Origin of the sequence: Kitasatospora sp. GP82 (genome assembly GCF_029892105.1) — a bacterium.
In the GTDB taxonomy this organism is placed as follows: Bacteria; Actinomycetota; Actinomycetes; order Streptomycetales; family Streptomycetaceae; genus Kitasatospora.
This window is the reverse complement of record NZ_JARZAJ010000012.1, coordinates 49994-73640: the sequence shown is the minus strand read 5'-3', so window position 1 is coordinate 73640 and position 23647 is coordinate 49994. Positions and strand designations below refer to the sequence as shown.

Sequence of the window (23647 nt, the reverse complement as noted above, 5' to 3'; positions counted from 1 at the left end):
AGCCCACGAAGTGAGCACTGACTTCCCCGAGGTCGAGCAGGGCGAACCCCCGCTCCCGCCCTCGAACCCGCTGCGCGACCCAGCCGACCGCCGGTTGCCGCGCATTGCCGGCCCGTCCGGGCTGGTCATCTTCGGTGTCACCGGCGACCTGTCGCGCAAGAAGCTGATGCCGGCCATCTACGACCTCGCCAACCGGGGTCTGCTGCCGCCGGGCTTCTCACTCGTCGGCTTCGCCCGCCGCGAGTGGGAGGACGAGGACTTCGCCAAGGAGGTCCACGACTCCGTCAAGCAGCACGCCCGTACCCCCTTCCGCGAGGAGGTCTGGCGGCAGCTCGCCAAGGGCATGCGCTTCGTCCAGGGCGACTTCGAGGACGACGACGCCTTCGAGCACCTGCGCAAGACCATCGAGCACCTCGATGAGGCGCAGGGCACCAGCGGCAACTTCGCCTTCTACCTGTCGGTGCCGCCGAAGTCCTTCCCGATCGTCGTCCAGCAGCTCAAGAAGCACGGCCTGGCCGACGCTCCGAAGGGCTCCTGGCGCCGTGCGGTGATCGAGAAGCCGTTCGGCCACGACCTGGAGAGCGCCCAGGAGCTGAACCGGGTCGTCCACGAGGTCTTTCCCCGGGACGAGGTCTTCCGGATCGACCACTACCTGGGCAAGGAGACCGTCCAGAACATCCTGGCGCTCCGCTTCGCCAACACCATGTTCGAGCCGATCTGGAACCGGTCCTACGTGGACCACGTGCAGATCACCATGGCCGAGGACATCGGTATCGGCGGCCGTGCCGGGTACTACGACGGCATCGGCTCGGCCCGTGACGTCATCCAGAACCACCTGCTCCAGCTGATGGCCCTGACCGCCATCGAGGAGCCCGCGTCCTTCCACCCGAAGGCTCTCGTCGCCGAGAAGCTCAAGGTGCTGAGCGCGGTCAAGCTCCCCGCCGACCTGGGCAAGCACACCGTGCGCGGCCAGTACGCGGCGGGCTGGCAGGGTGGCGAGGAGGTGGTCGGCTACCTGGACGAGGACGGCATCAACCCGCAGTCCAAGACCGACACCTACGCGGCGATCAAGCTGGAGATCAACAACCGCCGCTGGGCGGGCGTCCCGTTCTACCTGCGCACCGGCAAGCGCCTCGGCCGCCGGGTCACCGAGATCGCGGTGGTCTTCAAGCGCGCCCCGTACCTGCCCTTCGACGCCTACGCCACCGAGGAGCTGGGGCAGAACGCCCTGGTCATCCGGGTGCAGCCGGACGAGGGTGTGACGGTGCGGTTCGGCTCCAAGGTGCCGGGCACCTCCTTCGAGGTCCGCGACGTCACCATGGACTTCGCCTACGGCGAGTCGTTCACCGAGTCCAGCCCGGAGGCGTACGAGCGGCTCATCCTGGACGTCCTGCTCGGCGACGCCAACCTGTTCCCGCGCCACCAGGAGGTCGAGCTCTCCTGGCAGATCCTCGACCCGATCGAGAAATACTGGGACACCCACGGCACTCCCGCCCAGTACCCCGCCGGGACGTGGGGGCCGACCGAGGCGGACGAGATGCTCGCACGAGACGGCAGGAGCTGGCGTCGGCCATGAAGATCGACCTGACCAACACCACGTCCAGCAAGATCAACGCTTCGCTGATGGACGCCCGCCGGGCCGGTGGCAACGCCGCGGCCGGCATGGTGCTCACCCTCGTCATCGTCACCGACGAGGGCAGCGCGTACGACGCGCTCAAGGCCGCCAACGACGCCTCCCGCGAGCACCCCAACCGCACCCTGGCGGTCATCAAGCGCGCCGGGCGCTCGCCCCGGGCCCGGGCCGAGACCCGGCTCGACGCCGAGATCCTGGTCGGCTCGGACGCCGGTTCGGGCGAGACCGTCATCCTGCGCATGCACGGCGAACTCGCCGCGCACGCCCAGTCGGTGGTGCTCCCGCTGCTGCTGCCCGACGCCCCAGTGGTGGTCTGGTGGCCGGACAACGCCCCGCTGCACCCGGCACAGGACCCGCTGGGCGCGCTCGCCCAGCGCCGGATCACCGACGCCGTCACCGCGGAGTCCCCGGTCGGCCAGCTCGCCCAGCGGGCCGAGAGCTACACCCCGGGCGACACCGACCTCGCCTGGACCAGGATCACCGGCTGGCGCTCCATGCTGGCCGCCGCCCTGGACCAGCACCCGGTGAAGATCACCTCCGCCGTGGTCGAGGGCGAGTCCTACAACCCGAGTGTCGAACTGCTCGGGCTGTGGCTGATGAACCGACTGCGCGTCCCAGTCGAGCGGGTGGTCACCTCAGGCCCCGGGATCACCTCGGTCACCCTGCGGACCAAGGACGGCGAGATCGTCCTGGACCGCCCGGACGGTCTGATGGGCACGCTCTCCATGCCCGGCTCGCCGGACCGCCAGGTCGCGCTCAAGCGCCGCGAGACCTCGGAGCTGATCGCCGAGGAGCTGCGCCGGCTCGACCCGGACGACATCTACGCGGCAGCCGTCCGCACCCCGGTGGACCGGCTGCGCGAGTCCGACGCCAAGGCCGACCCGGCCGTCGCTGCGGCCACCCCGGTGGTCGAGGCGGACGCGGGCGACCCGGACGGGGCGACCGCCCAGGTGCCGGCCGCCGAGGAGGCAGCGGCGGAGAAGGGCGCGAAGAAGGCCGCGCCCAGGAAGCGGGCCTCCTCGTGACCGCGGCCACCACGCCGCAGCTGGTCGTCCACCGCGACAAGGAGCTGATGGCCCAGGCGGCCGCAGCCCGGCTCATCACCCGGATCGTGGACGCCCAGGCCGCCCGTGGCACCGCTTCGGTGGTGCTCACGGGCGGGCGCAACGGCAACGCCCTGCTCGCCGCGATCGCCGCCTCCCCGGCGCGCGACGCGGTGGACTGGGCGCACCTGGACCTCTGGTGGGGCGATGAGCGCTTCGTCCCGGCCGAGGCCACGGAGCGGAACGCCGTCCAGGCCCGCGCGGAACTGCTCGGCTCCGTCCCGGTCGACCCGGCGCGGGTGCACGAGATGCCCGCCTCGGACGGGGTGGACGGCTCCGACGTGGAGGCCGCCGCCGCCCGCTACGCCCAGGAGCTGGCCAAGGCGGCCGGTCCCGGTGACCACGCCGGTGTCCCGGCCTTCGACGTGCTGCTGCTCGGCGTCGGCCCGGACACCCATGTCGCCTCGCTGTTCCCGGAGCACCCGGGCGTCCGCGAGACCGAACTCACCGTGATCGGCGTACGCGGGGCGCCCAAGCCCCCGCCCACCCGGATCTCGCTCACCCTCCCGGCCATCCGGGCGGCCCGCGAGGTCTGGCTGCTGGCGGCGGGCGAGGACAAGGCCGACGCCGTGGCGCTGGCACTGTCGGGCCCCGGGGCACTCCAGGCCCCGGCCTCCGCCGCCCGTGGCTTCAGCCGCACCCTGTGGCTGCTCGACCGCGCAGCGGCAGCGAAGATCCCGTCCGGCCTGTACCCGCCGGCCTAGCCGAAGCCAACCCTTCTCAGGGCAACGGTTAACCGGTCAGGGGCGCGGGGCCCTGCTTGATCAACTGCGTGCGCGCAGCGGAAGGTTTCGCGCACGCAGTTGATCAAGCAGGGCCCCGCGCCCCTGACCGCCTGTTCGCGTTGCCCCTGGTGGCTCAGGCCATGCGGCGGCGGGTGCGCAGCAGCAGGAAGACGACCAGTGCGGCGGCCAGGACGAGGCAGATGCCGGACTCGACGCCCTGCAACGGCCAGTAGTCGGAGGCGTGGTGGAGGTTGGTGTACTCCCTCGCGTCGGCCATGCAGGCCTGATAGTCGGGCTGGCGCAGGCACGCGTCCATCGGCAGCTTCGTACCGTCCGGGCGCATGTAGCCCTGGCCGAAGCCCCAGGTGTTGTTGGGCAGTTGCGAGCGTGAGACGTACTCGGTCTTCCAGCCCACCAGGTACGGGCGGACGGTGGAGATCGCGTACTGGTACACCACCATCACACCGAGGGTCACGGCCATCGCCGGGACCACCCTCCCCAGCAGGGCCCCCACGGTGGCGCCGATCGCCAGCGCCAGCAGGACGGTGGCGACCAGGACCGGGCCGCCGGAGACGATGAACGCCCGGCTGGACCAGGCCACTCCGGAGACGTCGTTGGCGGAGGGCAGCCAGAGCCAGCGGTAGAGCAGCATCAGCGCCGCGGAGCCGAGCGTCCCGATCAGCGCGACGGTGGCGAGCTTGGCGAGCACCCAGCGGGTCCGGCTGACCGACTGCGCCAGCACCAGTCGCCAGGTGCCGCTCTCCAGTTCGCGGGCGAACAGCGGGGCGGCCACGAAGACTCCGAGCGCTGTGGGCAGCAGCAGGAGCAGCGCACCGATGCCCTTGAGCAGCAGTCCGTAGTGCTCGCGGAAGTTCATCACCGACTGCTGCATGCCCTGGCCCTGGCACTCGGAGTCCAGGGATATCCCGGCGCAGCCGGCGATGTGGTGGCTGTCGATGTAGTCGACCATCGCGCTGCGCAGGAACGGGAAGACCGCGGCGGCCAGGACGATCACGGCCAGCCAGGACCAGGCCAGCAGTCGGTGTTGACGCCACATCAACCAGCGGAGGCCGTGCGGGCACGGACGGCCCTCGACGGCGGTGGTCCGGCCGACGCTCATACCGACACCGCCAGGGCTGCCGGGCGGGCCTCGTCGGTGAGCAGGGCGGGGGCACCGGGGGTACGGAGGTGGGCCAGCAGGACTTCCTCCAGGGTGGGAGTCTCGGCATGCCAGCCGACGGGCAGCGGGCCGTCGGGGCGGAGCAAGGCGGTGATCTGGCGGCCGGTGCGGCGGGTCTCGATCACCAGGTGTGGGGCGAGTTGGGCCGGTGGGCCCGGTACGGCGGGCGTACTGCCCTGTGGGGCGGCGCTGGTGACGATCCGGTGAGCGTCGACGATCTCCTCGATGTCACCCGCTAGGAGGACCCTACCTTCGGAGAGCAGGACGAGGTAGTCACAGGCTTCCTCCAGTTCGGCGACCACATGCGAGGACATCAGCACGGTGGTGCCGCGCTCGGCGGCCTCGGCCGTCAGCTGGGGCCGACCAGGGCGCAGATCCGCCCGGCGGGCAGACGGAAGGAGCAGTCCCGCAGGGCCCAGCCGCGCCGGTACCGCTTGCCCAGGCCGTCGGCCACCAGGGCGGTCGGCCCGGTCTCGGCACGGTCGTCGCCGTCGCCGGTGTAGAACTCGGTCATCGGTTCCCCTTGTCCCTCTCGGCCGCGCCCCCCGGACGGGCCCTTAACTCCTCGTCGACCACGGCGGTGACCAGGGCGGCGATGTCGTCCCGGTCCAGCCCGGCCCGCCGGGCCCTGGCGGCCCAGGCCGCCAGTTCCGTGCGCAGCGGGGAGTCGGGCGCCGCTTCCTCGCGGGCCAGTGTCCGCAGGACGAAGGTGCCGAGGCCGGGGCGGGGCGCGACCAGGCCCTCGCGCTCCAGCTCCCGGTACGCCTTCAGCACCGTGTTCGGGTTGATGGCGGTGGCTTCCACCACCTGTCTGGCAGTCGGCAGCCGGTCCCCCGGCACCAGCAGGCCGAGCCTGAGGGCCTGCTTGGTCTGCTGCACGATCTGGAGGTAGGTGGCGACACCACTTCGCCGGTCGATGCGATAGTCGACCACTTGCACCACCATTCCACTAGTTGATTAGTGGAATGGTGGTGCAAGAGAGCCCCACCGTCAACCCGAGTCGACGACGGGGCTCGTGAGGTGCGCTCGCGGGGAAGGAAAAAGGCAAAGGAAAAAGGGCCGGGCCAATGGCCCAGCCCAGGTACTACGGTGACGCGTACTCAGATCTCGCCGCGCAGCTTGGCGAGCGCCTCGGCCAGGATGGCCTCGCCGTCCGCGTCGGTACGGCGCTCGCGGACATACGCGAGGTGCGTCTTGTACGGCTCGTTGCGCGAGGGCGCCGGCGGGTTGTGCTCGTCCTGGCCGGCCGGGAAGCCGCAGCGCGGGCAGTCCCAGGTGTCCGGGATCGCAGCCTCGGCCGCGAAGCTGGGGCGCGTCTCGTGCTTGTTGGCGCACCAGAAGGAGATCCGGTTACGGGGGGCGGACTCGCCGCGCTCCGCCTCGCCCATCGGGCCGGCGCCTACTCTGCTGCCACGAATGGCGTTGCCACTTGCCACGGTCTGACTCCCTGCGTATCCACTGCCGCCCGCCGCTATCTGCGGACGGTGGCGAAGTCGTCCCAGTGTAAGCGGGAGTTAAGGATCTGCCACCACCGCCTCCGGGCGCATTCCAGCATAAGCGCCCGAGAGACGCACCGTCAGATCCTCGGCCCACTCGCCCGGATCCGGGGACGGGCAGCCGACAGGCCGTGATTCGGTTGTCAGCCCTTGTACTTGAGCAGCAGGCCGAGCACCACGATGCAGGCGAACCATCCGATGCCCACGATGATGGTGATGCGGTCGAGGTTGCGCTCGGCCACTGCGGAGCCGCCACCGGCCGACATCGCGCCACCGCCGAACATGTCGGACAGGCCGCCGCCCTTCCCCTTGTGCAGCAGCACCAGGAGGACCATCAACAGACTGAAGATGATCAGGGCAATCGAGAACCCGAGAACCACGACGGGACCAACTCTCTACGTATCTTCGGCGAAGGGGCCGGGCCGCCGATGCGGTCCGGCCCCAAAGCCTACGTTGCTGCGGCGGCGTTAGCCTACTGCCTGCTCGCGGTAGCGCACGATCTTGACGAACTCGTCGGCGTCGAGCGAAGCGCCGCCGATCAGCGCGCCGTCGATGTCCGCCTTGGCCATCAGACCGGCCGCGCTGGAGGACTTCACCGAACCGCCGTACAGGATGCGGACCTTGTCGGCCAGCTCGGCGCCGTACAGCTCGGCCAGGCGTACCCGGATCGCCGCGCAGACCTCCTGGGCGTCCTCGGGAGTCGCCACCTCGCCGGTGCCGATCGCCCAGACCGGCTCGTACGCGACGACGATCTGCTCGGCCTGGTCCGCCGGGATGTCCGCCAGCGCGCCGTCCAGCTGCGCCAGGGTGTACTCGACGTGGGTGCCGGCCTTTCGGATCTCCAGCGGCTCGCCGATGCACAGGATCGGCAGCAGGCCGTTGCGGTAGGCGGCCTTGACCTTGGCGTTGACGATCTCCTCGTTCTCACCGTGGTACTGGCGGCGCTCCGAGTGGCCGATGGCCACATAGGTGCACTTCAGCTTGGCGAGCATCGAGCCGGAGATCTCACCGGTGTAGGCACCGGATTCGTGCGCCGAGAGGTCCTGGGCGCCGTACTTGATCTTCAGCTTGTCGCCGTCGACCAGGGTCTGCACCGAGCGCAGGTCGGTGAACGGCGGCAGGACCGCCACCTCGACCGCCTCGTAGTCCTTGTCGGCCAGCGCGAAGGCCAGCTTCTGGGTGTGGGCGATGGCCTCGAGGTGGTTGAGGTTCATCTTCCAGTTGCCCGCCATCAGCGGGAGGCGCTCAGTCATACGATCAGCCTTCCAGGGCGGCGAGACCGGGAAGGGTCTTGCCCTCCAGGTACTCGAGGCTTGCGCCACCGCCGGTCGAGATGTGCCCGAACTTCGTCTCGTCGAAGCCCAGGATGCGAACGGCCGCGGCGGAGTCGCCGCCGCCGACCACGGTGAACGCGTCACTGTCCAGCAGCGCCTGCGCGACGGCCTTGCAGCCCTCGGCGAAGGTCGGGTGCTCGAAGACGCCCACCGGGCCGTTCCAGAACACCGTGGCGGCGTCGGCCAGCTTCGAGGCGAACAGCTCCCGCGTCTTCGGGCCGATGTCCAGGCCCTCCTTGATCGCGGGGATCTTGTCGGCGTCGACGATCTCGAAGTCCGGCACCGGGGCGTGGGTCTTGGTGTCGGGGAAGTGCGCGGAGACGCAGATGTCGACCGGCAGGACGAACTCGACGCCGCTCTCCTCCGCCCGCTTCATGTACGCCTTGACGTTGTCGATCTGGTCCTTCTGCAGCAGCGAGATGCCGACCTCGTAGCCCTTGGCCGCGAGGAAGGTGTACGCCATGCCGCCACCGATCAGGATCCGGTCGGCCTTGCCCAGCAGGCTGTCGATCACACCGAGCTTGTCGGAGACCTTGGCACCGCCGAGGACCACCGCATACGGGCGGGCGACGTCCTCGGTGAGGCGCTTGAGCACGGCCACCTCGGTGGCGATCAGGTCGCCGACGGCGTGCGGCAGCCGGGCCGGCAGGTCGTAGACCGAGGCGTGCTTGCGGTGCACCGCACCGAAGCCGTCGCCGACGTAGAGGTCCGCCAGGGCGGCGAGCCGGTCGGCGAAGGTGCCGCGCTCGGCGTCGTCCTTGCTGGTCTCGCCCGCGTTGAAGCGCAGGTTCTCAAGCAGCGTGACCTCGCCGTCGGCCAGGGCGGCGACGGTGGCCTTCGCGCTCTCGCCGACGGTGTCGGTGGCGAACGAGACGGACTGGCCGAGCACCTCACCCAGGCGCACGGCGACCGGGGCGAGGGAGAACTGCGGGTCGGGCTCGCCCTTCGGGCGGCCCAGGTGCGACGCGACGACCACGCGAGCGCCGCGCTGCACCAGCTTGGCGATGGTCGGGGCGACGGCGCGGATCCGGCCGTCGTCGGTGATCCTGCCGTCCGACAGCGGCACGTTGAGGTCGGCGCGGACGAACACACGCTTACCGGCGACGTCCAGGTCTTCGATGGTCTTCACGGTTCGGGTCTCCTGGGGAGAAGGTAACGCCCGGCGGCGGCACGGCACCGGGCCGCCAAGAAAGAGTGAGGGTGCGCAGAGACACGTGTTGGACAAGGGACAGAGCCCGGACGGCTCAAGTGCCTTCCGGGCCCTGCCACTTACCTCATGTCAGCTCCCGCTGGTCAGAGCTGGCCACCGACGAGGGTGGTCAGGTTGACGAGGCGGTTGGAGTAGCCCCACTCGTTGTCGTACCAGCCGAAGACCTTGACCTGGTTGCCCTGGACCATGGTCATCAGGGAGTCGAAGATCGTGGAGAACGGCGAGTTCACGATGTCGGAGGAGACGATCGGGTCCTCGGTGTACTGCAGGATACCCTTGAGGCTGCCCTCGGACGCCTTCTGGAAGGCCGCGTTGACCTCCTCGACGGTGACCTCGCGCTCCAGGGTCACGACCAGGTCGGTGATCGAGCCGGTCGGGACCGGGACGCGCAGCGAGGTGCCGTCCAGCTTGCCCTTGAGCTCCGGCAGGACCAGCGCGGTGGCCTTGGCGGCACCGGTCGAGGTCGGGATGATGTTGATCGACGCGGCGCGGGCGCGGCGCAGGTCCTTGTGCGGGAAGTCCAGGGTGACCTGGTCGTTGGTGAACGCGTGGACCGTGGTCATCAGGCCCTTGACGATGCCGAAGTTCTCGTTCAGCACCTTGGCCAGCGGCGCCACGCAGTTGGTGGTGCAGGAGGCGTTGGAGATGACCGTGTGGTTCGCCGGGTCGTACTTGTCGTCGTTGACGCCCATGACGATGGTGACGTCCTCGTCGGTGGCGGGCGCCGAGATGATGACCTTCTTGGCACCGGCGGTGACGTGCTTCTTGGCCGCCTCGGCCTTGGTGAAGATGCCGGTGGACTCGATGACGATGTCCACACCCAGCTCGCCCCAGGGGAGGTTGGCCGGGTCGCGCTCGGCGATGACCTTGAAGGTCTTGCCGTCGACGGTGATGCTGTCGGCGGTGTGGCTGACCTCACCCGGGAAGGTACCCAGGATCGAGTCGTACTTGAGCAGGTGCGCCAGGGTCTTCGTGTCGGTCAGGTCGTTGACACCGACGATCTCGATGTCCGCGCCCTGGGCCTTAACCGCACGGAAGAAGTTGCGGCCGATGCGGCCGAATCCGTTGATGCCTACCCGGATCGTCACGAAACCGATCTCCTCGTTAGGTACGCCGGAACTATGCCGACGGGGTGGAAATGGGATGTCCCCGACCACCCATGACCCTACCCCTCCCGACGTCGGCTGGGCACATCGCCTCTCCGTCAAGCCCTTGGCGTGGCGGCCCTGGCAGCGTGTCCCGGGCCCTCGGCCCCACCCGGGCAGGGCAGTTGGTCCCGCTCCTGCGACGGCCTGCGAACTGCCTCGGGCGGCACCGCCTTCCGACCCGGGAACGACCGTCCGGACAGGGAACGGCCGGTGCCCGCGATGCGGACACCGGCCGTTCGCCTGTTGAGACCGTACGGCCCTGCCGGTTGGATGCTGTCAGTCGGACCCCGGTCAGCTGGGTACCGGTCAGTTGAGCGCCATCTCGTCGGTGAGGTTGGCCTCGGTGCTGGGCAGGCCCAGCTCGGCGGCCCGCTTGTCGGCCATCGCCAGCAGACGGCGGATCCGTCCGGCCACCGCGTCCTTGGTCAGCGGCGGGTCGGCCAGCGCCCCCAGTTCCTCCAGCGAGGCCTGCTTGTGCTGCATCCGCAGCTGACCGGCGGCGGCCAGGTGCTCGGGCACCTCGTCGCCGAGGATCTCCAGCGCCCTGGCCACCCGGGCACCGGCCGCGACCGCCGCGCGGGCCGAGCGGCGCAGGTTCGCGTCGTCGAAGTTGGCCAGCCGGTTGGCGGTGGCCCGCACCTCGCGGCGCATCCGGCGCTCCTCCCAGGCCAGCACCGACTCGTGCGCACCCAGCCTGGTCAGCAGCGCTCCGATCGCGTCGCCGTCCCGGATCACCACCCGGTCCACCCCGCGCACCTCGCGGGCCTTGGCCGGGATACCGAGCCGCCGGGCCGCGCCGACCAGGGCCAGCGCCGCCTCGGAACCCGGACAGGTGATCTCCAGTGAGGAGGACCTGCCCGGCTCGGTCAGCGAGCCGTGGGCCAGGAAAGCCCCGCGCCAGGCGGCCTCCGCATCACAGGTCGCCCCGGAGACCACCGCCGGGGGAAGACCCCGGATCGGCCTTCCGCGCCCGTCCACCAGCCCGGTCTGCCGGGCCAGCAGTTCGCCGTCCTTCACCACCCGCACCACGTACCGGCTGCCGCGTCGCAGGCCGCCGGGGGCCATCACCACCAGATCCGAGGAGTGTCCGAAGATCTCCAGCAGGTCCTTGCGCAGCCGCCGCGCCGCAATGCCGGTGTCCAGCTCCGCCTCGATCACGATCCGGCCGCTCACAATGTGCAGACCGCCCGCGAATCGCAGGATCGCCGAGACCTCCGCCTTGCGGCAGCAGGCCCGGGTGACGGGGAGCCGGCTGATTTCGTCCTTCACCGCTGCCGTCATCGCCATGGGCCGATCCTTCCATGTGTCCGGAAAATCCGGTCGTACGCAGCCGCCAAGAGCTCCGGGTCGTGTCGCGGCGTGCCGTCGGTGCGCGCCACCCGGCCGAGCACCAGGGCGGCGCCCATCCGCTCGGCGGCCTTCTCCAGGCCCTCCAGGTCGGCCACGCCGAAGGCGCCGCCGGTGACCGCCCGCTCGTCCACCAGGATCGCATCCACCGCCAGATCGGGGGCGTGGTCGGCGATCACCTCCAGGTGGCGCTGCGGGGTGAAGCCCTCGGTCTCGCCCGGCTGCGGGGCCAGGTTGAGGGTCAGCAGGCGACGCGCCCGGGTCTCGGTGAGCGCCTTGGCCAGCTCGGGGACCAGCAGGTGCGGCAGCACGCTGGTGAACCAGGACCCCGGCCCGAGCACCACCCAGTCCGCCTCCAGCACCGCCGTCACCGCCTCCGGTACGGCCGGCGGCTCCTCGGGCAGCAGCCGGATCGACTGCACCGTGCCGGGGGTCACCGCCACGTCGGCCTGCCCCCGGACGAAGCTGATCTCGTCCGGGCGCGCCGGGTCGTGGCCGCGGACCTGCGCCTCGATGTCCAGCGGAACGGCCGACATCGGCAGCACCCGGCCCTGCACGTTGAGCAGCCGGCCGACCCAGTTGAGGGCCTCGACCGGGTCGCCCAGCTTCTCCCAGAGCGCGACGATCAGCAGATTGCCGACCGCGTGGCCGCCGAGCTCGCCGTCGCCGGTGAAGCGCTGCTGGATCACCTCGGACCAGGTGCGGCCCCAGTCGTCGTCGCCGCAGAGCGCGGCCAGCGCCTTGCGCAGATCCCCGGGGGGCAGCACGCCGAGCTCGGCCCGCAGCCGTCCGCTGGAGCCTCCGTCGTCGGCGACGGTGACCACGGCGGTCAGCTCGGTGGTCAGCCGGCGCAGCGCCGAGAGCGAGGCGGACAGGCCCTGGCCCCCGCCCAGCGCGGTGATTCTGGGCGCGCCGGGGCGGGGCCTGGGTGCAGGGTGATCCCGCCGGTCGGCAGACTTGTGCTGGAGCTGCTGCCGTACTGGCGAGTATCCCGTCACACCGACCCCACGTTCCTGTTTCATACCCCTGGAAGCGGCCGGCGGGACGGTGATGTCACTCCCGCAGGACTTACTCCCTGCCCATGTCGCGGTGGACCAGCACCGTTTCCACGCCGTCCGCGATCAGACGCTTCGTCAGCCGCTCGGACATGGCGACGCTTCGATGCTTGCCACCGGTGCAGCCTACGGCAAGGGTCATGTACCGCTTTCCCTCCCTGCGGTACCCCTCGGTCACAATCCGCAGCAGCTCCGCGTAACCGTTGAGGAACTCGTTGGCGCCGGGCTGCTGGAAGACGTAGTCCGCCACGTCGCTGTCGGTACCGGTACGGGCGCGCAGCTCTGGCACCCAGTGCGGGTTGGGCAGGAAGCGGCAGTCCACCACCAGGTCGGCGTCGACCGGGAGGCCGTACTTGAAGCCGAAGGACATCACGGTGGCCCGCAGCTCGGGCTCGTCGTGGTCGCTGAACTGGGCGTCCATCTTGCCCCTGAGCTGATGGACGTTGAGGTTGGAGGTGTCGATCACCAGATCGGCCTCGCCGCGCAGGTCGCGCAGCAGCTCGCGCTCCTGGCTGATGCCGTCCACGATCCGGCCGTCGCCCTGCAGCGGGTGCGGGCGGCGGACGGACTCGAAACGGCGCACCAGGGCGTCGTCCGAGGACTCCAGGAAGACCACCCTGAGTCTCACCCCGCGCTTCTCCAGCTCGTCCAGGGAAGTCAGCAGGTCGTCGAAGAACTTGCGGCCCCGGACGTCCACCACGACGCCGATCCGGGGCACCGCGCCCTGGGAGCGGGCGCCGAGATCGACCATGGTCGGAATGAGAGCCGGAGGCAGGTTGTCCACGACGAACCAGCCCAAGTCCTCCAGGCACTTGGCTGCGGTGCTGCGGCCGGCTCCGGACATCCCGGAGATGATCACCAGCTCTGGGGCGCTCTCGCCCACGTCGGACACTGTCACTTCGGTTCCCCGCTTTCGATGGTTCTGCTGGGGAGAACGCGTCTGGCGTCGCCCGGGCATCCCTGTCTCACTCTGGAGAGTGAGAAGGGCCTCGGGGACTGACGGGCGGCGTCGGCCGTCAAGGCGTCTCCTGCGTTGCGTCGTCTTCAATGATCTCGCCGGTTGCGGTGTTCACCGCGGGTGCGGCCGGTGTACGAGAGGCCAACGCTGCGGCAACAGTTTCCGCCGTCCGCCTGCCGATACCCGGGACCTCGCAGAGTTCGTCCACGGTGGCCGCGCGCAGTCTCTTCAGCGAGCCGAAGTGCTTGAGCAACGCTTTGCGGCGAGTCTCACCGAGACCGGAGACGGAGTCCAGCTCCCCCGCCGTGAAGCGCTTGGCGCGCTTGCTGCGCTGGTAGGTGATCGCGAAGCGGTGCGCCTCGTCGCGGACTCGCTGGAGCAGATAGAGGCCCTCGCTGCTGCGGGGCAGCACCACCGGGTCGTCCTCACCGGGCAGCCAGACCTCCTCAAGTCGCTTGGCCAGACCGCAGAGTGCGACGTCGTCGATGCCCAGCTCGTCCAACGCCCGCTTGGCGGCGGCGACCTGCGGCTGGCCGCCGTCGACCACCAACAGCTGGGGCGGGTAGGCGAAACGCCTGGGCCGCCCGGTCTCCGGATCGACCGGGCCGTTGGCCGTGGTGTCGTCGTCCTCCTCGGGGACGGCCCATTCGCCGGTCTGCTCGCGCTCCTGGAGGTAGCGGCGGAAGCGGCGGCTGATCACCTCGTGCATCGAGCGGACGTCGTCCTGCCCCGCACTGCGATCGAACTGCCCGCCTCCGGCAAGACCCTTGATCTGGAACCGCCGGTACTCGCTCTTGCGGGCCAGACCGTCCTCGAAGACCACCATCGAGGCGACCACGTCGTCCCCCTGGAGGTGGGAGATGTCGAAGCACTCGATGCGCAGCGGGACGGAGTCCAACTCCAGTGCGTCGGTGATCTCCTGGAGGGCCCGGCTGCGGGTGGTCAGGTCGGAGGCGCGCTTGGTCTTGTGCAGCGCGAGCGCCTGCTGGGCGTTGCGCTGGACCGTCACCATCAGGTCCTTCTTGTCGCCGCGCTGCGGCACCCGCAGGTCCACCTGAGAGCCTCGCAGACCGCTCAGCCACTCCTGCACCGGCTCCAGCGGGCGGGGCAGCTCGGGGACGAGCACCTCGCGCGGGACGGACTCGGTGCCGCCGCCGTAGAGCTGCTGGAGCGCATGCTCGACCAGGGCGGCGGTGTCGACGTCCTCGACCTTGTCGGTGACCCAGCCGCGCTGGCCGCGCACCCGGCCGCCGCGGACGTGGAAGATCTGCACGGCGGCCTCCAACTCGTCCTCGGCGAGGGCGAACAGGTCGGCGTCGGTGCCGTCGCCGAGGACCACCGCGTTCTTCTCCATCGCGCGCCTGAGCGCCGCGATGTCGTCGCGCAGCCTGGCCGCGCGCTCGTACTCCATCGCGACGGCGGCCTCCTGCATCTGCTGCTCCAGGCGGCGCAGGTAGCCACCGGTGCGGCCGGCCATGAAGTCGCAGAACTCCTCGGCCAGTTCGACATGCTCGGCCTGGGAGATCCGGCCGACGCACGGCGCGGCACACTTGCCGATGTAGCCGAGCAGGCAGGGGCGGCCGACCTGCTGGGCGCGCTTGAAGACACCGTTGGAGCAGGTGCGGACGGGGAAGACCCGCAGCATCAGGTCGACCGTCTCGCGGATCGCCCAGGCATGCCCGTACGGACCGAAGTAGCGCACGCCCTTCTTGTGCGCCCCGCGCATCACCTGGACCCGGGGGAACTCCTCGTTGAGCGTGACGGCGAGCTCCGGATAGCTCTTGTCGTCGCGGTACTTGACGTTGAAGCGGGGGTCGAACTCCTTGATCCAGGAGTACTCCAGCTGGAGCGCCTCGACCTCGGTGGCGACCACCGTCCACTCCACCGAGGCTGCGGTGGTGACCATGGTCGCCGTCCTCGGGTGCAGACCCGCCACGTCCTGGAAGTACGAGGAGAGCCGCGGCCGCAGGCTCTTGGCCTTGCCGACGTAGATGACCCGCCCGTGCGCGTCACGGAACTTGTAGACACCGGGCGAGGTCGGGATCGCACCAGGTGCCGGGCGGTACGTGGAGGGGTCGGCCATGGCTCTACCGTACCGATCCCGACCGACACTCCGGGGACCGTCCCGAACACCGGTCACGGTGACCGGTGTTGTATGAGGGGCTGGTGCGGTACGAGGGGCCGGTGGCTCAGGAGGGTGTGACCTGAAGGCTGCCGCTCTGCTCGACGACCTTGTACTCGGGCAGCGGCGAGGGCGCCGGGCCGTCCTGGACGGCGCCGTCCGCGATGGCGAAGCGGCTGCCGTGGCAGGGGCACTTGATCTGGCCGTCGGCGACCTTGTCCACCACGCAGCCCGCGTGGGTGCAGACGGCGCTGAACGCCTTGTACTGGCCGGCCGTCGGCTGGGTCACCACGATCTTCTTCTCGCGGTAGACCGTGCCGCCGCCGACCGGGACGTCCGCCGCAGGGCCGACGTCGACGGGTCCGGCCGCTTGGGTGGCCTGCTTGGTCGAGCTGCTCGCGGACTCGCCCGTGGAGGACGGCGAGGAGCACCCGCTGACCGCAATGGCACCGCCGACGGCCAGAACGGCGCTCGCGCCGCACAGTAGCGTCCGACGGGAGGTCTCGGGCGTGGCGGCGGTGGGGCTCTCGATGGCCTCGGACATCGGTGACGTCTCCCTCGGGACGGGGTACGGGCAGGACCGGCGGCAGTCTATGCCCGCCCGCTTAAGAACCCGGCAGCCGATCAGCCATGCACCCCCACTGCAAGGCACCCGACCGGCCATGCACCACCCAGGGGCGCGAGGCTCTGTTCGATCAACTGTGTGCGCGACCGGCCCTCTACGGAGGTGCATGGCTGGTCGCGCACGCAGTTGATCGAACAGAGCCCCGCGCCCCCGATGGTTCGCGCTACTTCGCGGCGGCCCGCTTGCGGGTGGACGTCTTGGCCGAGCCCACCTTCGTGGTCGCGGCCTTTGCCGCCCTCGCGGTACGGGCCTTCGGCAGGACCGGTGCCGGAGCGTCGACCTGGCCGTCGCCCAGGATGTCGCGGAGGAACTTGCCGGTGTGGCTGGCGGTGATCGAGGCGATCTCCTCGGGCGTGCCCTCGGCGACCACCATGCCACCGCCGCTGCCGCCCTCGGGGCCCATGTCGACGATCCAGTCGGCGGTCTTGATGACATCGAGGTTGTGCTCGATGACGATGACGGTGTTGCCCTTCTCCACCAGCCCGTCGAGCACCTTGATCAGCTTGCTGATGTCCTCGAAGTGCAGGCCGGTGGTGGGCTCGTCCAGGACGTAGACCGTCCGCCCGGTGGAGCGCTTCTGCAGCTCGGAGGCGAGCTTGACGCGCTGTGCCTCACCCCCGGAGAGCGTCGGCGCGGACTGGCCGAGCCTGACGTAGCCGAGGCCGACGTCGTTGAGCGTCCTCAGGTGGCGGGCGATCGCCGGGACGGCCTCGAAGAAGTGCAGGGCCTCCTCGATCGGCATGTCCAGCACCTCGGAGATGGACTTGCCCTTGTAGTGGACCTCCAGCGTCTCCCGGTTGTACCGGGCGCCGTGGCAGACCTCGCACGGGACGTAGACGTCCGGCAGGAAGTTCATCTCGATCTTGATGGTGCCGTCGCCGGAGCAGTTCTCGCAGCGGCCGCCCTTGACGTTGAAGGAGAAGCGCCCCGGCAGATAGCCGCGGACCTTGGCCTCCTGCGTCTCCGCGAAGAGCCGCCGGACATGGTCGAACACACCGGTGTAGGTGGCCGGGTTGGAGCGCGGGGTGCGACCGATCGGCGACTGGTCGACGTGCACCACCTTGTCCACCAGGTCGGTACCGGTGATCCGGGTGTGCCGACCGGGCACGCTGCGGGCGCCGTTCAGCTCACGGGCGAGGTGGGTGTAGAGGATGTCGTTGACCAGGGTGGACTTGCCCGAGCCCGAGACACCGGTGATCGCGGTGAAGGTGCCGAGCGGGAAGCCGACCGTGACGTCCCTGAGGTTGTGCTCGCGGGCACCGTGCACGGTGATCTGGCGCTTGCGGTCGCGCTCGCGGCGGGCGGTCGGGATCGGGATGGAGCGCTTGCCGGAGAGGTACTGGCCGGTCATCGACTCGTCGTTGGCCAGCAGCTCCTTCAGCGACCCGGAGTGCACCACCTTGCCGCCGTGCTCACCGGCACCGGGGCCGATGTCCACCACCCAGTCGGCCGTCTTGATGGTGTCCTCGTCGTGCTCGACGACGATCAGGGTGTTGCCGATGTCGCGCAGCCGCACCAGCGTCTCGATCAGCCGGTGGTTGTCCCGCTGGTGCAGGCCGATGGACGGCTCGTCCAGGACGTACAGCACGCCGACCAGGCCGGAACCGATCTGGGTGGCGAGGCGGATGCGCTGGGCCTCGCCGCCGGAGAGGGTGCCCGCGGCGCGGTTGAGCGAGAGGTAGTCCAGGCCCACGTCGACCAGGAAGCGCAGGCGCTCGTTGACCTCCTTGAGCACCCGCTCGGCGATCTGCTTGTCCCGCGCGGTGAGCTTCATCGCGCCCAGGAACTCGGCGCAGTCGCTGATCGACATCGCGGAGACGTCGGCGATCGACTTGTCCTGGATGGTGACCGAGAGGATCACCGGCTTGAGGCGCGTGCCCTCGCAGGCCGGGCAGGGCACCTCGCGCATGTAGCCCTCGAAGCGCTCGCGGCTGCTGTCGCTCTCCGCCTCGGAATGGCGGCGGGTGACGAACGGGATCGCGCCCTCGAAGGAGGTGGTGTACGAGCGGTCGCGTCCGTAGCGGTTGCGGTAGCGGACCTCGATCTGGGTCTTGTGCCCGTACAGCAGCGCCTTCCTGGCGCGGGCGGGCAGCCCGGCCCAGGGGATGTCGGTACGGAAGCCCAGCTCGCCGGCCAGCGCGTCCACCAGGCGCTGGAAGTACTCCTTGGTGTGGCCCTGGGACCACGGGTGGATGGCGCCGTCGTCCAGCGAGCGCTCCGGGTCGGGGATGACCAGCTCCGGGTCGACCTCCATCCGGTTGCCCAGGCCCGAGCAGTCCGGGCAGGCGCCGAACGGGGAGTTGAAGGAGAAGGAGCGCGGCTCGAGCTCCTCGAAGGAGACGTCGTCGTAGGGGCAGTAGAGGTGCTCGGAGAACATCCGCTCGCGCTCGGGGTCGTCCTCGGGGAGGTCGACGAAGTCGAGCACCACCATGCCGCCGGCCAGCTTCAGTGCCGTCTCCACCGAGTCCGTCAGGCGGCGCTTGGCGCTCTCCTTGACGGTGAGGCGGTCGATCACCACCTCGATGGTGTGCTTCTCCTGCTTCTTGAGCGTGGGCGGCTCGGTCAGCTGGACGGTGGTGCCGTCCACCCGGGCGCGCGCGTACCCCTTGGACTGGAGGTCGGCGAACAGGTCGACGAACTCGCCCTTGCGTTCGCGTACCACCGGGCTGAGCACCTGGAAGCGGGTGCCCTCGGCGAGCTCCAGCACCCGGTCGACGATGGCCTGCGGCGACTGCTTGGCGATCGGGCGGCCGCAGTGCGGGCAGTGCGGCTTGCCGATCCGGGCGAAGAGCAGCCGCAGGTAGTCGTACACCTCGGTGATGGTGCCGACCGTCGAACGCGGGTTCCGGTTGGTGGACTTCTGGTCGATCGAGACCGCCGGGGAGAGACCCTCGATGAAGTCCACATCGGGCTTGTCCATCTGCCCCAGGAACTGGCGGGCGTACGAGGACAGCGACTCCACGTACCGCCGCTGGCCCTCGGCGAAGATCGTGTCGAAGGCCAAGGAGGACTTGCCGGACCCGGAGAGGCCGGTGAAGACGATCAGGGAGTCCCGCGGCAGGTCGAGCGAGACGTTCTTGAGGTTGTGCTCGCGAGCACCGCGGACGATGAGGCGGTCTGCCACTGCTTCTGGCGCCTTTCCCGGGGGAGGTGGCTGCGACTACGGGAGTCGGGGACTTCGGGAGTCGGGACGGTCTGCGTCGGGACGGTCTGTCGCGACGGGCGCCGCCGGGACTGCTCAGTCGGCAACTGCGCAATCGGGTGATTTCTTCCAGCTTGCCGCACGCCAGCCTATAGCTCAGACGTTCGAATATCGAGCTTGTCCAGCCGAGACCACCCGAACGAGTGATGCACGCCTGCGGCAGCGATCTTCTCTGGCGAGAAAACCCCTGCTCAGGGCCGCGACCTCCGGATAGATTCACCGCTGACCGCCACCGCTGACAACGAGCAGGCACCCGTCCGGGCAACGCCTGCCCCAGACCGCACTGGAGGAACCATGGCCGACGCCGAGAACGCCACCGCCGCACTGAAGGCCGTCGCAGAGTCCGCCGACCGCCTGCTGCACACCGTCACCGAGCTGGACACCGAGTCCCTCGGCGAGCCCTCGGCACTGCCCGGCTGGAGCCGGGGGCATGTGCTGACCCACCTCGCACGCAACGCCGACTCCCTGGTCAACCTGCTGGACGGCGCCCGCACCGGCCGGCACATCCCCCAGTACGCCAGCGAGACGGCCCGCGACGACGACATCAGGTCCGGCGCCGGCCGCCCGCTCACCGAGCAGCTCGCCGACCTCCGGGCCAGCGACGCACGGTTCACGGCGGCCGCCGCCAAGCTGTCCGACGACGCCTGGAGCGCCTCGGTCCGACACCGCAGCGGCGCGGTCTTCCCGGCCTGGCAGCTCCCGGTCAAGCGCCGGCAGGAACTGGAGTACCACCACGTCGACCTCGGCGCCGGGTACACCCCCGCGCACTGGCCGGAGGATTTCGCCGTCGCCGAGCTGGTCCGGCTGGCACGGCAGTTCGCCGTGGACGGGCTGCCCGCCGTCCTGCTGACCGCCCGGGACACCGGCACCCTGGCCCGGCTCGGCCCGGTCGGCGCCGAGCCCGAGCTCACCGTCGAGGGCCCCGTCCGGGTGCTGACCGCCTGGATCTCCGGACGCGCGGACGGCGACGGTCTACAGGTCCACCGGGGTGGCGAGCTGCTCACCGGCTCCAGGAACACCCTGCCGGAGCTTCCGCCGCTGGGCTGAGCGGGCCATGATTCAGGTGACCGGCATGACGAGCACTCGGAACGAGTACTCAGGACTGACGAGGAGCAGCGACGCGATGACGTACCACGGAGCGGTGAAGGTCGGCGGCTCGCCGGACGTGCGGGAGCTCGCGCACCTGATCATCACCAAGGTCGCGGTCGGCCCCTACGAGAACAACGCGTACCTGCTGCGCTGCCGGGCCACCGACGAGCAGTTGCTGATCGACGCCGCCGCCGAGGCGCCGATCCTGCTGGAGACGGTCGGCGAGCGGCTGGCCACCGTGGTCACCACCCACCAGCACCACGACCACTGGGCCGCGCTCGCCGAGGTGGTCGCCGCCACCGGCGCCCGCACGGCGGCCGGGCGGATCGACGCCCCCGGCATCCCGGTGCCCACCGATCTACTGCTGGACGACGGCGATGTGGTGCGGGTCGGCCAGGTCGAGCTCACCGTCCGCCATCTGGTGGGCCACACGCCGGGGGCGATCGTGCTGATCTACGACGACCCCCAGGGGCACCCGCACGTCTTCACCGGCGACTGCCTCTTCCCAGGCGGTCCCGGACGGACAACACAGCCGGAAGACTTCAAGTCACTCATGGAAGGGCTGGAGGCCAAGGTCTTCGCTCTGCCAGATGAGGCTTGGATCTACCCCGGCCACGGGAACGACACCACTCTCGGCGCGGAGCGTCCGCAGCTTCAGGAGTGGTGGGCTCGCGGCTGGTAGCAGCTGACGGGGCCGCCTAAGCAAGGCGGCCCCGCTTTGGTGTTAGAGCACCGCAGCAGGGCCTCACCGAACTCGCCTGTGTGACCAGGGAGCCCAGCTGTGAGCAAGTTTGCCATGCCCCGCAAGTCCCGCGTGACTTCGCTCCGCGACATCGCCGGTACCATCACCCGCGCCGTCCGCAGCGTCACCAACCCCGCCTCGCTCTTCAAGGCCCCCGAGCTCCCGGCCCAGCCGGTCGAGCCGGCCGAAGACCCCGCCGACGTGTACGGCCTCGACGACATGCCGGAGCTCGCGGACATCGAGGCCGCCGCCGCCGAGTACAACCGGGCCGCCGACCAGGGCCGCCGCGCCGACCGCGGCAAGCGCGCCGCGAAGAAGATCCTGGACCGGCTCCCCGCCGGCCAGTACGGCGGCTGGCTGGTCGAGCGGATCGCCTCCAACCGGCAGACCGCCGACCTGCAGGAGATCGCCCGGATCTTCAAGCAGCACGGGCTCGGGCCCGTGCCGATGAAGTCGGCGGCGCCGTCGCTGAAGGTCAAGCAGGCCCCCACTCTGGCCGCCCCGGTCGAGTTCGAGACCCTCGCGGCGGTGGCACTGTGACCACCAGCCACGACCAGCAGTTCGAGGCCATCTACCGCGACTACTCGCGGCAGATCACCGTCCACGTCGCCAGTCGCCTCTACCGGGCCGACCCGCAGCTCGCCGAAGACCTCACCGCCGAGACGTTCCTCAGTCTCTGGCGCAAGCTCAACGCCGGCGTCCTCGTCGAGCACCCCCGCGCCTTGCTCCTGCTGATCGCCGACCGCACCGTCGCCGACCACTTCCGGCGGGCCAGCTCCCGAGAGACCGCCACCGACTTCGCGAGCACCAACGTCACCGAGGTCGCCAGCGGCGCCGCCGTCACTCCGCACCTGGCCGGGCTCTTCGCGGAGTTGGAGGCCGCGAAGGACGCCCTGTCGCTGGCCGCCGAGACGTACAGGGCCGTCACCAATCAGCACTCCGTGGCCTGCGCCGCCGCGGCGAACGCCATCCGCCCGGACAGCATCGCCCGCGCCGAGGCCCGCAAAGCGGCAACCGGTGAGGCCCGCGCGGCCGCCCTGAACGAGTTCGCTGCTGCCGGCCGGGCGGTCGCCCTGGCCCGCGCGGCGTGGAACGCCAACGCCGGAGACCTGCACGGGCTGGTGGCAACCCCGCGCAAGACGGTCGTCGGGGCAGGTGGCGGGCAGTGACCGCCACCCGGCACCGCCTGCCCGACTACGTGGCCACCGCTCCGCTCCACATCCTGATGCTGCTCATGCGCTTGGACGCCGACAACCCGCACCACGTGCTGCTGGTCGCCGTGTACCGGCTCGCCGCGCGACTGGAGCGCCGCACCGAGCCGTGGAACGCCGAGGGCGTCGACCTGATCGGCGCCGAGCACTTCGCGCACCTCCCGGCCGGACGGTGCAGCGTGCACCTGACCGCCCGGGTCGGCAACTACCAAGATCTCCAGGGGGCTTGAGATGGCGAAGAAGTCGAACATCCACCGGCCGACGGAGGACACGGCGATCGGCCTGGCCCTGATGAAGCCGAAGGCGGTCGCGGGCCTGAACCGGCTGCAGGCGATGCTCGCCCTGGCGGTGCGCCGGCACGACTGGCACGGAGCCCGGCTGATCCGGAACCTGCTGGCGCGGGCGATGGCCGGCGGGAAGGTGGGCGAGGCGTGCGCACCGTGACCATACGACTCGCTGGCGGCATGGACGTGGTCGTCCCCGAGCCCTCCTGGTGCGAGGGGGTGCACCAGCAGGGCCAGGCGCTGGAGAACCTGTTCCACGAGGGGCCGGAGACCGGTCTGATCGTGGCGACCTTGCGGGGCCCGGTCGAGATCCTGGCCGCCGCGCTCGCCCAGTACCCGTTCCGCACGGACGTCTTGCGGCGGTCGCCGGTGGCGACGGTGCTCCTGGACGGGGCGTGGTACGAGCTGGGCTCGGCCGAGGTGCGGGAGTTGGCGGCCGGCCTGGTGGCGCACGCCGAGGTGCTGCGCGGCATGGCCGAGGAGCTGGACGGCTTCTCGGGCGGCGGCCGGTAGGCGCGGCCTGACAACTGCCTGCGCCGCCCGGGGTCGCCCGGGCGGCGTGGGGAGCTGGACAGTCCAGCCACCGACCAGAGGAGCGCCGCATGCCCAAGCCCGATCCGGCCAAGCGAGCTCAGACCGCCGCCGAGGCGATCCGGGAGCTCAACCACATCACCCTCGACCAGCGGATCTCCGCGCCGGTCATCAGCACCACCACGCAGGCCCTCTGCCGCCTGGTCGACGGCCTGCCGCAGACGCTCGACCAGCTCGCCCGACAGCTGAAGACCCGGCAGAAGGAGAGGGCGATCCAGATGGACACCGGCGAGGACTCCGAGGCCGCCGTCGCCGAGGTCGCCAAGTCGTTGGAGGACTCAGTGCTCTACCTCGGGAGGCTGTCCAACTCGCTGCACGCCGCGGCGAGCCCGCTGTTCCACATGGGCGCCAAGTAGCCACTTTCACTACCTGACCGGAAAAGGATTACCTGATGGACGTCTACGACGAGGACGACCTGGACGACGAGTTCGAGGACGCGGAGGAGTGGCAGGAGGGCGAATGCGATCACTGCTTCGGCGGTGAGCCCACCCCGAGCCCGTTCGGCCCGATCTACTGCGCTTGTGAGATCGGGCAGGGTGCCCAGCCCGAGAACTGTGTCTGCGGGCCGGAGGACTGACGGGGCTTCGGCCGG

The 23647-nt window shown here is 70.3% G+C and carries 25 protein-coding genes and 1 pseudogene; 12 read left to right on the top strand and 14 right to left on the bottom strand.

Annotation, left to right across the window (positions count from 1 at the left end):
* Positions 1-10: 10 nt before the first annotated feature.
* From zwf to pgl, 3 genes are read left to right on the top strand one after another with little or no spacing between them, the layout of a single operon-like run.
* Positions 11-1576: a glucose-6-phosphate dehydrogenase gene (gene zwf / locus P3T39_RS14560; RefSeq protein ID WP_280697977.1), complete on the top strand. Its 1566-nt coding sequence runs from the start codon at positions 11-13 to the stop codon at positions 1574-1576.
* On the top strand, positions 1573-2658 hold the full coding sequence (gene opcA / locus P3T39_RS14555) for a glucose-6-phosphate dehydrogenase assembly protein OpcA (protein WP_280697976.1): 1086 nt from the start codon (positions 1573-1575) through the stop codon (positions 2656-2658). Before zwf ends, opcA begins: the two co-directional genes overlap by 4 nt.
* Positions 2655-3440 carry a 6-phosphogluconolactonase gene (pgl, locus tag P3T39_RS14550; protein WP_280697975.1) on the top strand — a complete coding sequence of 262 codons (786 nt, stop codon included), beginning with the start codon at positions 2655-2657 and terminating at the stop codon, positions 3438-3440. Before opcA ends, pgl begins: the two co-directional genes overlap by 4 nt.
* 154 nt (positions 3441-3594) lie before the next feature.
* Here the strand turns inward: pgl and P3T39_RS14545 are convergent, their stop codons facing one another.
* From P3T39_RS14545 to uvrA, 14 genes and pseudogenes are all read right to left on the bottom strand, one after another.
* On the bottom strand, positions 3595-4581 hold the full coding sequence (locus tag P3T39_RS14545; RefSeq protein WP_280697974.1) for an ABC transporter permease: 987 nt from the start codon (positions 4579-4581) through the stop codon (positions 3595-3597).
* A pseudogene (locus P3T39_RS14540) lies at positions 4578-5155 on the bottom strand (hypothetical protein). Before P3T39_RS14540 ends, P3T39_RS14545 begins: the two are co-directional and overlap by 4 nt.
* Complete coding sequence (locus tag P3T39_RS14535) at positions 5152-5586, bottom strand: GntR family transcriptional regulator (RefSeq protein ID WP_280697973.1); 435 nt, start codon at positions 5584-5586, stop codon at positions 5152-5154. Before P3T39_RS14535 ends, P3T39_RS14540 begins: the two are co-directional and overlap by 4 nt.
* A 155-nt stretch (positions 5587-5741) precedes the next feature.
* On the bottom strand, positions 5742-6077 hold the full coding sequence (locus tag P3T39_RS14530; protein WP_082119361.1) for an RNA polymerase-binding protein RbpA: 336 nt from the start codon (positions 6075-6077) through the stop codon (positions 5742-5744).
* A gap of 203 nt (positions 6078-6280) precedes the next feature.
* Positions 6281-6517, bottom strand: a complete 237-nt coding sequence (gene secG / locus P3T39_RS14525) for a preprotein translocase subunit SecG (protein WP_280697972.1) — start codon at positions 6515-6517, stop codon at positions 6281-6283.
* 87 nt (positions 6518-6604) lie between these two features.
* The gene (gene tpiA / locus P3T39_RS14520; protein ID WP_280697971.1) at positions 6605-7390 is read right to left on the bottom strand and encodes a triose-phosphate isomerase; all 786 of its coding nucleotides are present in this window, start codon (positions 7388-7390) and stop codon (positions 6605-6607) included.
* A 4-nt stretch (positions 7391-7394) separates the two neighbouring features.
* Positions 7395-8600, bottom strand: coding sequence for a phosphoglycerate kinase (locus P3T39_RS14515; RefSeq protein WP_280697970.1), 1206 nt, complete (start codon positions 8598-8600; stop codon positions 7395-7397).
* A 164-nt stretch (positions 8601-8764) separates the two neighbouring features.
* Complete coding sequence (gap, locus tag P3T39_RS14510; protein ID WP_280697969.1) at positions 8765-9769, bottom strand: type I glyceraldehyde-3-phosphate dehydrogenase; 1005 nt, start codon at positions 9767-9769, stop codon at positions 8765-8767.
* Between the two features lie 366 nt (positions 9770-10135).
* Positions 10136-11116, bottom strand: coding sequence for a DNA-binding protein WhiA (whiA, locus tag P3T39_RS14505; protein ID WP_280697968.1), 981 nt, complete (start codon positions 11114-11116; stop codon positions 10136-10138).
* Positions 11107-12198, bottom strand: coding sequence for a uridine diphosphate-N-acetylglucosamine-binding protein YvcK (gene yvcK / locus P3T39_RS14500; protein ID WP_280697967.1), 1092 nt, complete (start codon positions 12196-12198; stop codon positions 11107-11109). The genes whiA and yvcK overlap by 10 nt, the downstream gene beginning before the upstream one ends.
* 46 nt (positions 12199-12244) lie before the next feature.
* Complete coding sequence (gene rapZ / locus P3T39_RS14495) at positions 12245-13189, bottom strand: RNase adapter RapZ (protein ID WP_280697966.1); 945 nt, start codon at positions 13187-13189, stop codon at positions 12245-12247.
* A 58-nt stretch (positions 13190-13247) separates the two neighbouring features.
* A complete protein-coding gene (gene uvrC, locus P3T39_RS14490; protein ID WP_280697965.1) occupies positions 13248-15272 on the bottom strand; it encodes an excinuclease ABC subunit UvrC in 2025 nt (674 codons plus the stop codon).
* A 106-nt stretch (positions 15273-15378) separates the two neighbouring features.
* Positions 15379-15855 (bottom strand): Rieske (2Fe-2S) protein, encoded by a 477-nt coding sequence (locus tag P3T39_RS14485; RefSeq protein ID WP_280697964.1) that lies wholly within the window; start codon positions 15853-15855, stop codon positions 15379-15381.
* A 244-nt stretch (positions 15856-16099) separates the two neighbouring features.
* Entirely contained in the window at positions 16100-19060 is a 2961-nt protein-coding gene (uvrA, locus tag P3T39_RS14480) for an excinuclease ABC subunit UvrA (RefSeq protein ID WP_280697963.1), read from the bottom strand.
* A 372-nt stretch (positions 19061-19432) separates the two neighbouring features.
* On the opposite strand from uvrA, the gene P3T39_RS14475 reads away from it, so the two are divergent.
* The 9 genes from P3T39_RS14475 to P3T39_RS14435 all read left to right on the top strand — a co-directional run bounded on the left by P3T39_RS14475 (position 19433) and on the right by P3T39_RS14435 (position 23632).
* Positions 19433-20185, top strand: a complete 753-nt coding sequence (locus P3T39_RS14475; RefSeq protein WP_280697962.1) for a maleylpyruvate isomerase family mycothiol-dependent enzyme — start codon at positions 19433-19435, stop codon at positions 20183-20185.
* Between the two features lie 76 nt (positions 20186-20261).
* Positions 20262-20909 (top strand): MBL fold metallo-hydrolase, encoded by a 648-nt coding sequence (locus P3T39_RS14470; RefSeq protein WP_280698106.1) that lies wholly within the window; start codon positions 20262-20264, stop codon positions 20907-20909.
* Positions 20910-21008: 99 nt separating this feature from the next.
* Complete coding sequence (locus tag P3T39_RS14465; protein WP_280697961.1) at positions 21009-21509, top strand: hypothetical protein; 501 nt, start codon at positions 21009-21011, stop codon at positions 21507-21509.
* Positions 21506-22138, top strand: coding sequence for a sigma factor (locus P3T39_RS14460; RefSeq protein WP_280697960.1), 633 nt, complete (start codon positions 21506-21508; stop codon positions 22136-22138). The genes P3T39_RS14465 and P3T39_RS14460 overlap by 4 nt, the downstream gene beginning before the upstream one ends.
* On the top strand, positions 22135-22410 hold the full coding sequence (locus tag P3T39_RS14455) for a hypothetical protein (RefSeq protein WP_280697959.1): 276 nt from the start codon (positions 22135-22137) through the stop codon (positions 22408-22410). Before P3T39_RS14460 ends, P3T39_RS14455 begins: the two co-directional genes overlap by 4 nt.
* Before the next feature lies 1 nt (position 22411).
* Entirely contained in the window at positions 22412-22624 is a 213-nt protein-coding gene (locus P3T39_RS14450) for a hypothetical protein (RefSeq protein WP_280697958.1), read from the top strand.
* Positions 22612-22977, top strand: a complete 366-nt coding sequence (locus tag P3T39_RS14445) for a hypothetical protein (RefSeq protein ID WP_280697957.1) — start codon at positions 22612-22614, stop codon at positions 22975-22977. The genes P3T39_RS14450 and P3T39_RS14445 overlap by 13 nt, the downstream gene beginning before the upstream one ends.
* Positions 22978-23066: 89 nt before the next feature.
* Positions 23067-23411, top strand: a complete 345-nt coding sequence (locus tag P3T39_RS14440; RefSeq protein ID WP_280697956.1) for a hypothetical protein — start codon at positions 23067-23069, stop codon at positions 23409-23411.
* A 35-nt stretch (positions 23412-23446) separates the two neighbouring features.
* Entirely contained in the window at positions 23447-23632 is a 186-nt protein-coding gene (locus tag P3T39_RS14435; protein WP_280697955.1) for a hypothetical protein, read from the top strand.
* Positions 23633-23647: the final 15 nt, after the last annotated feature.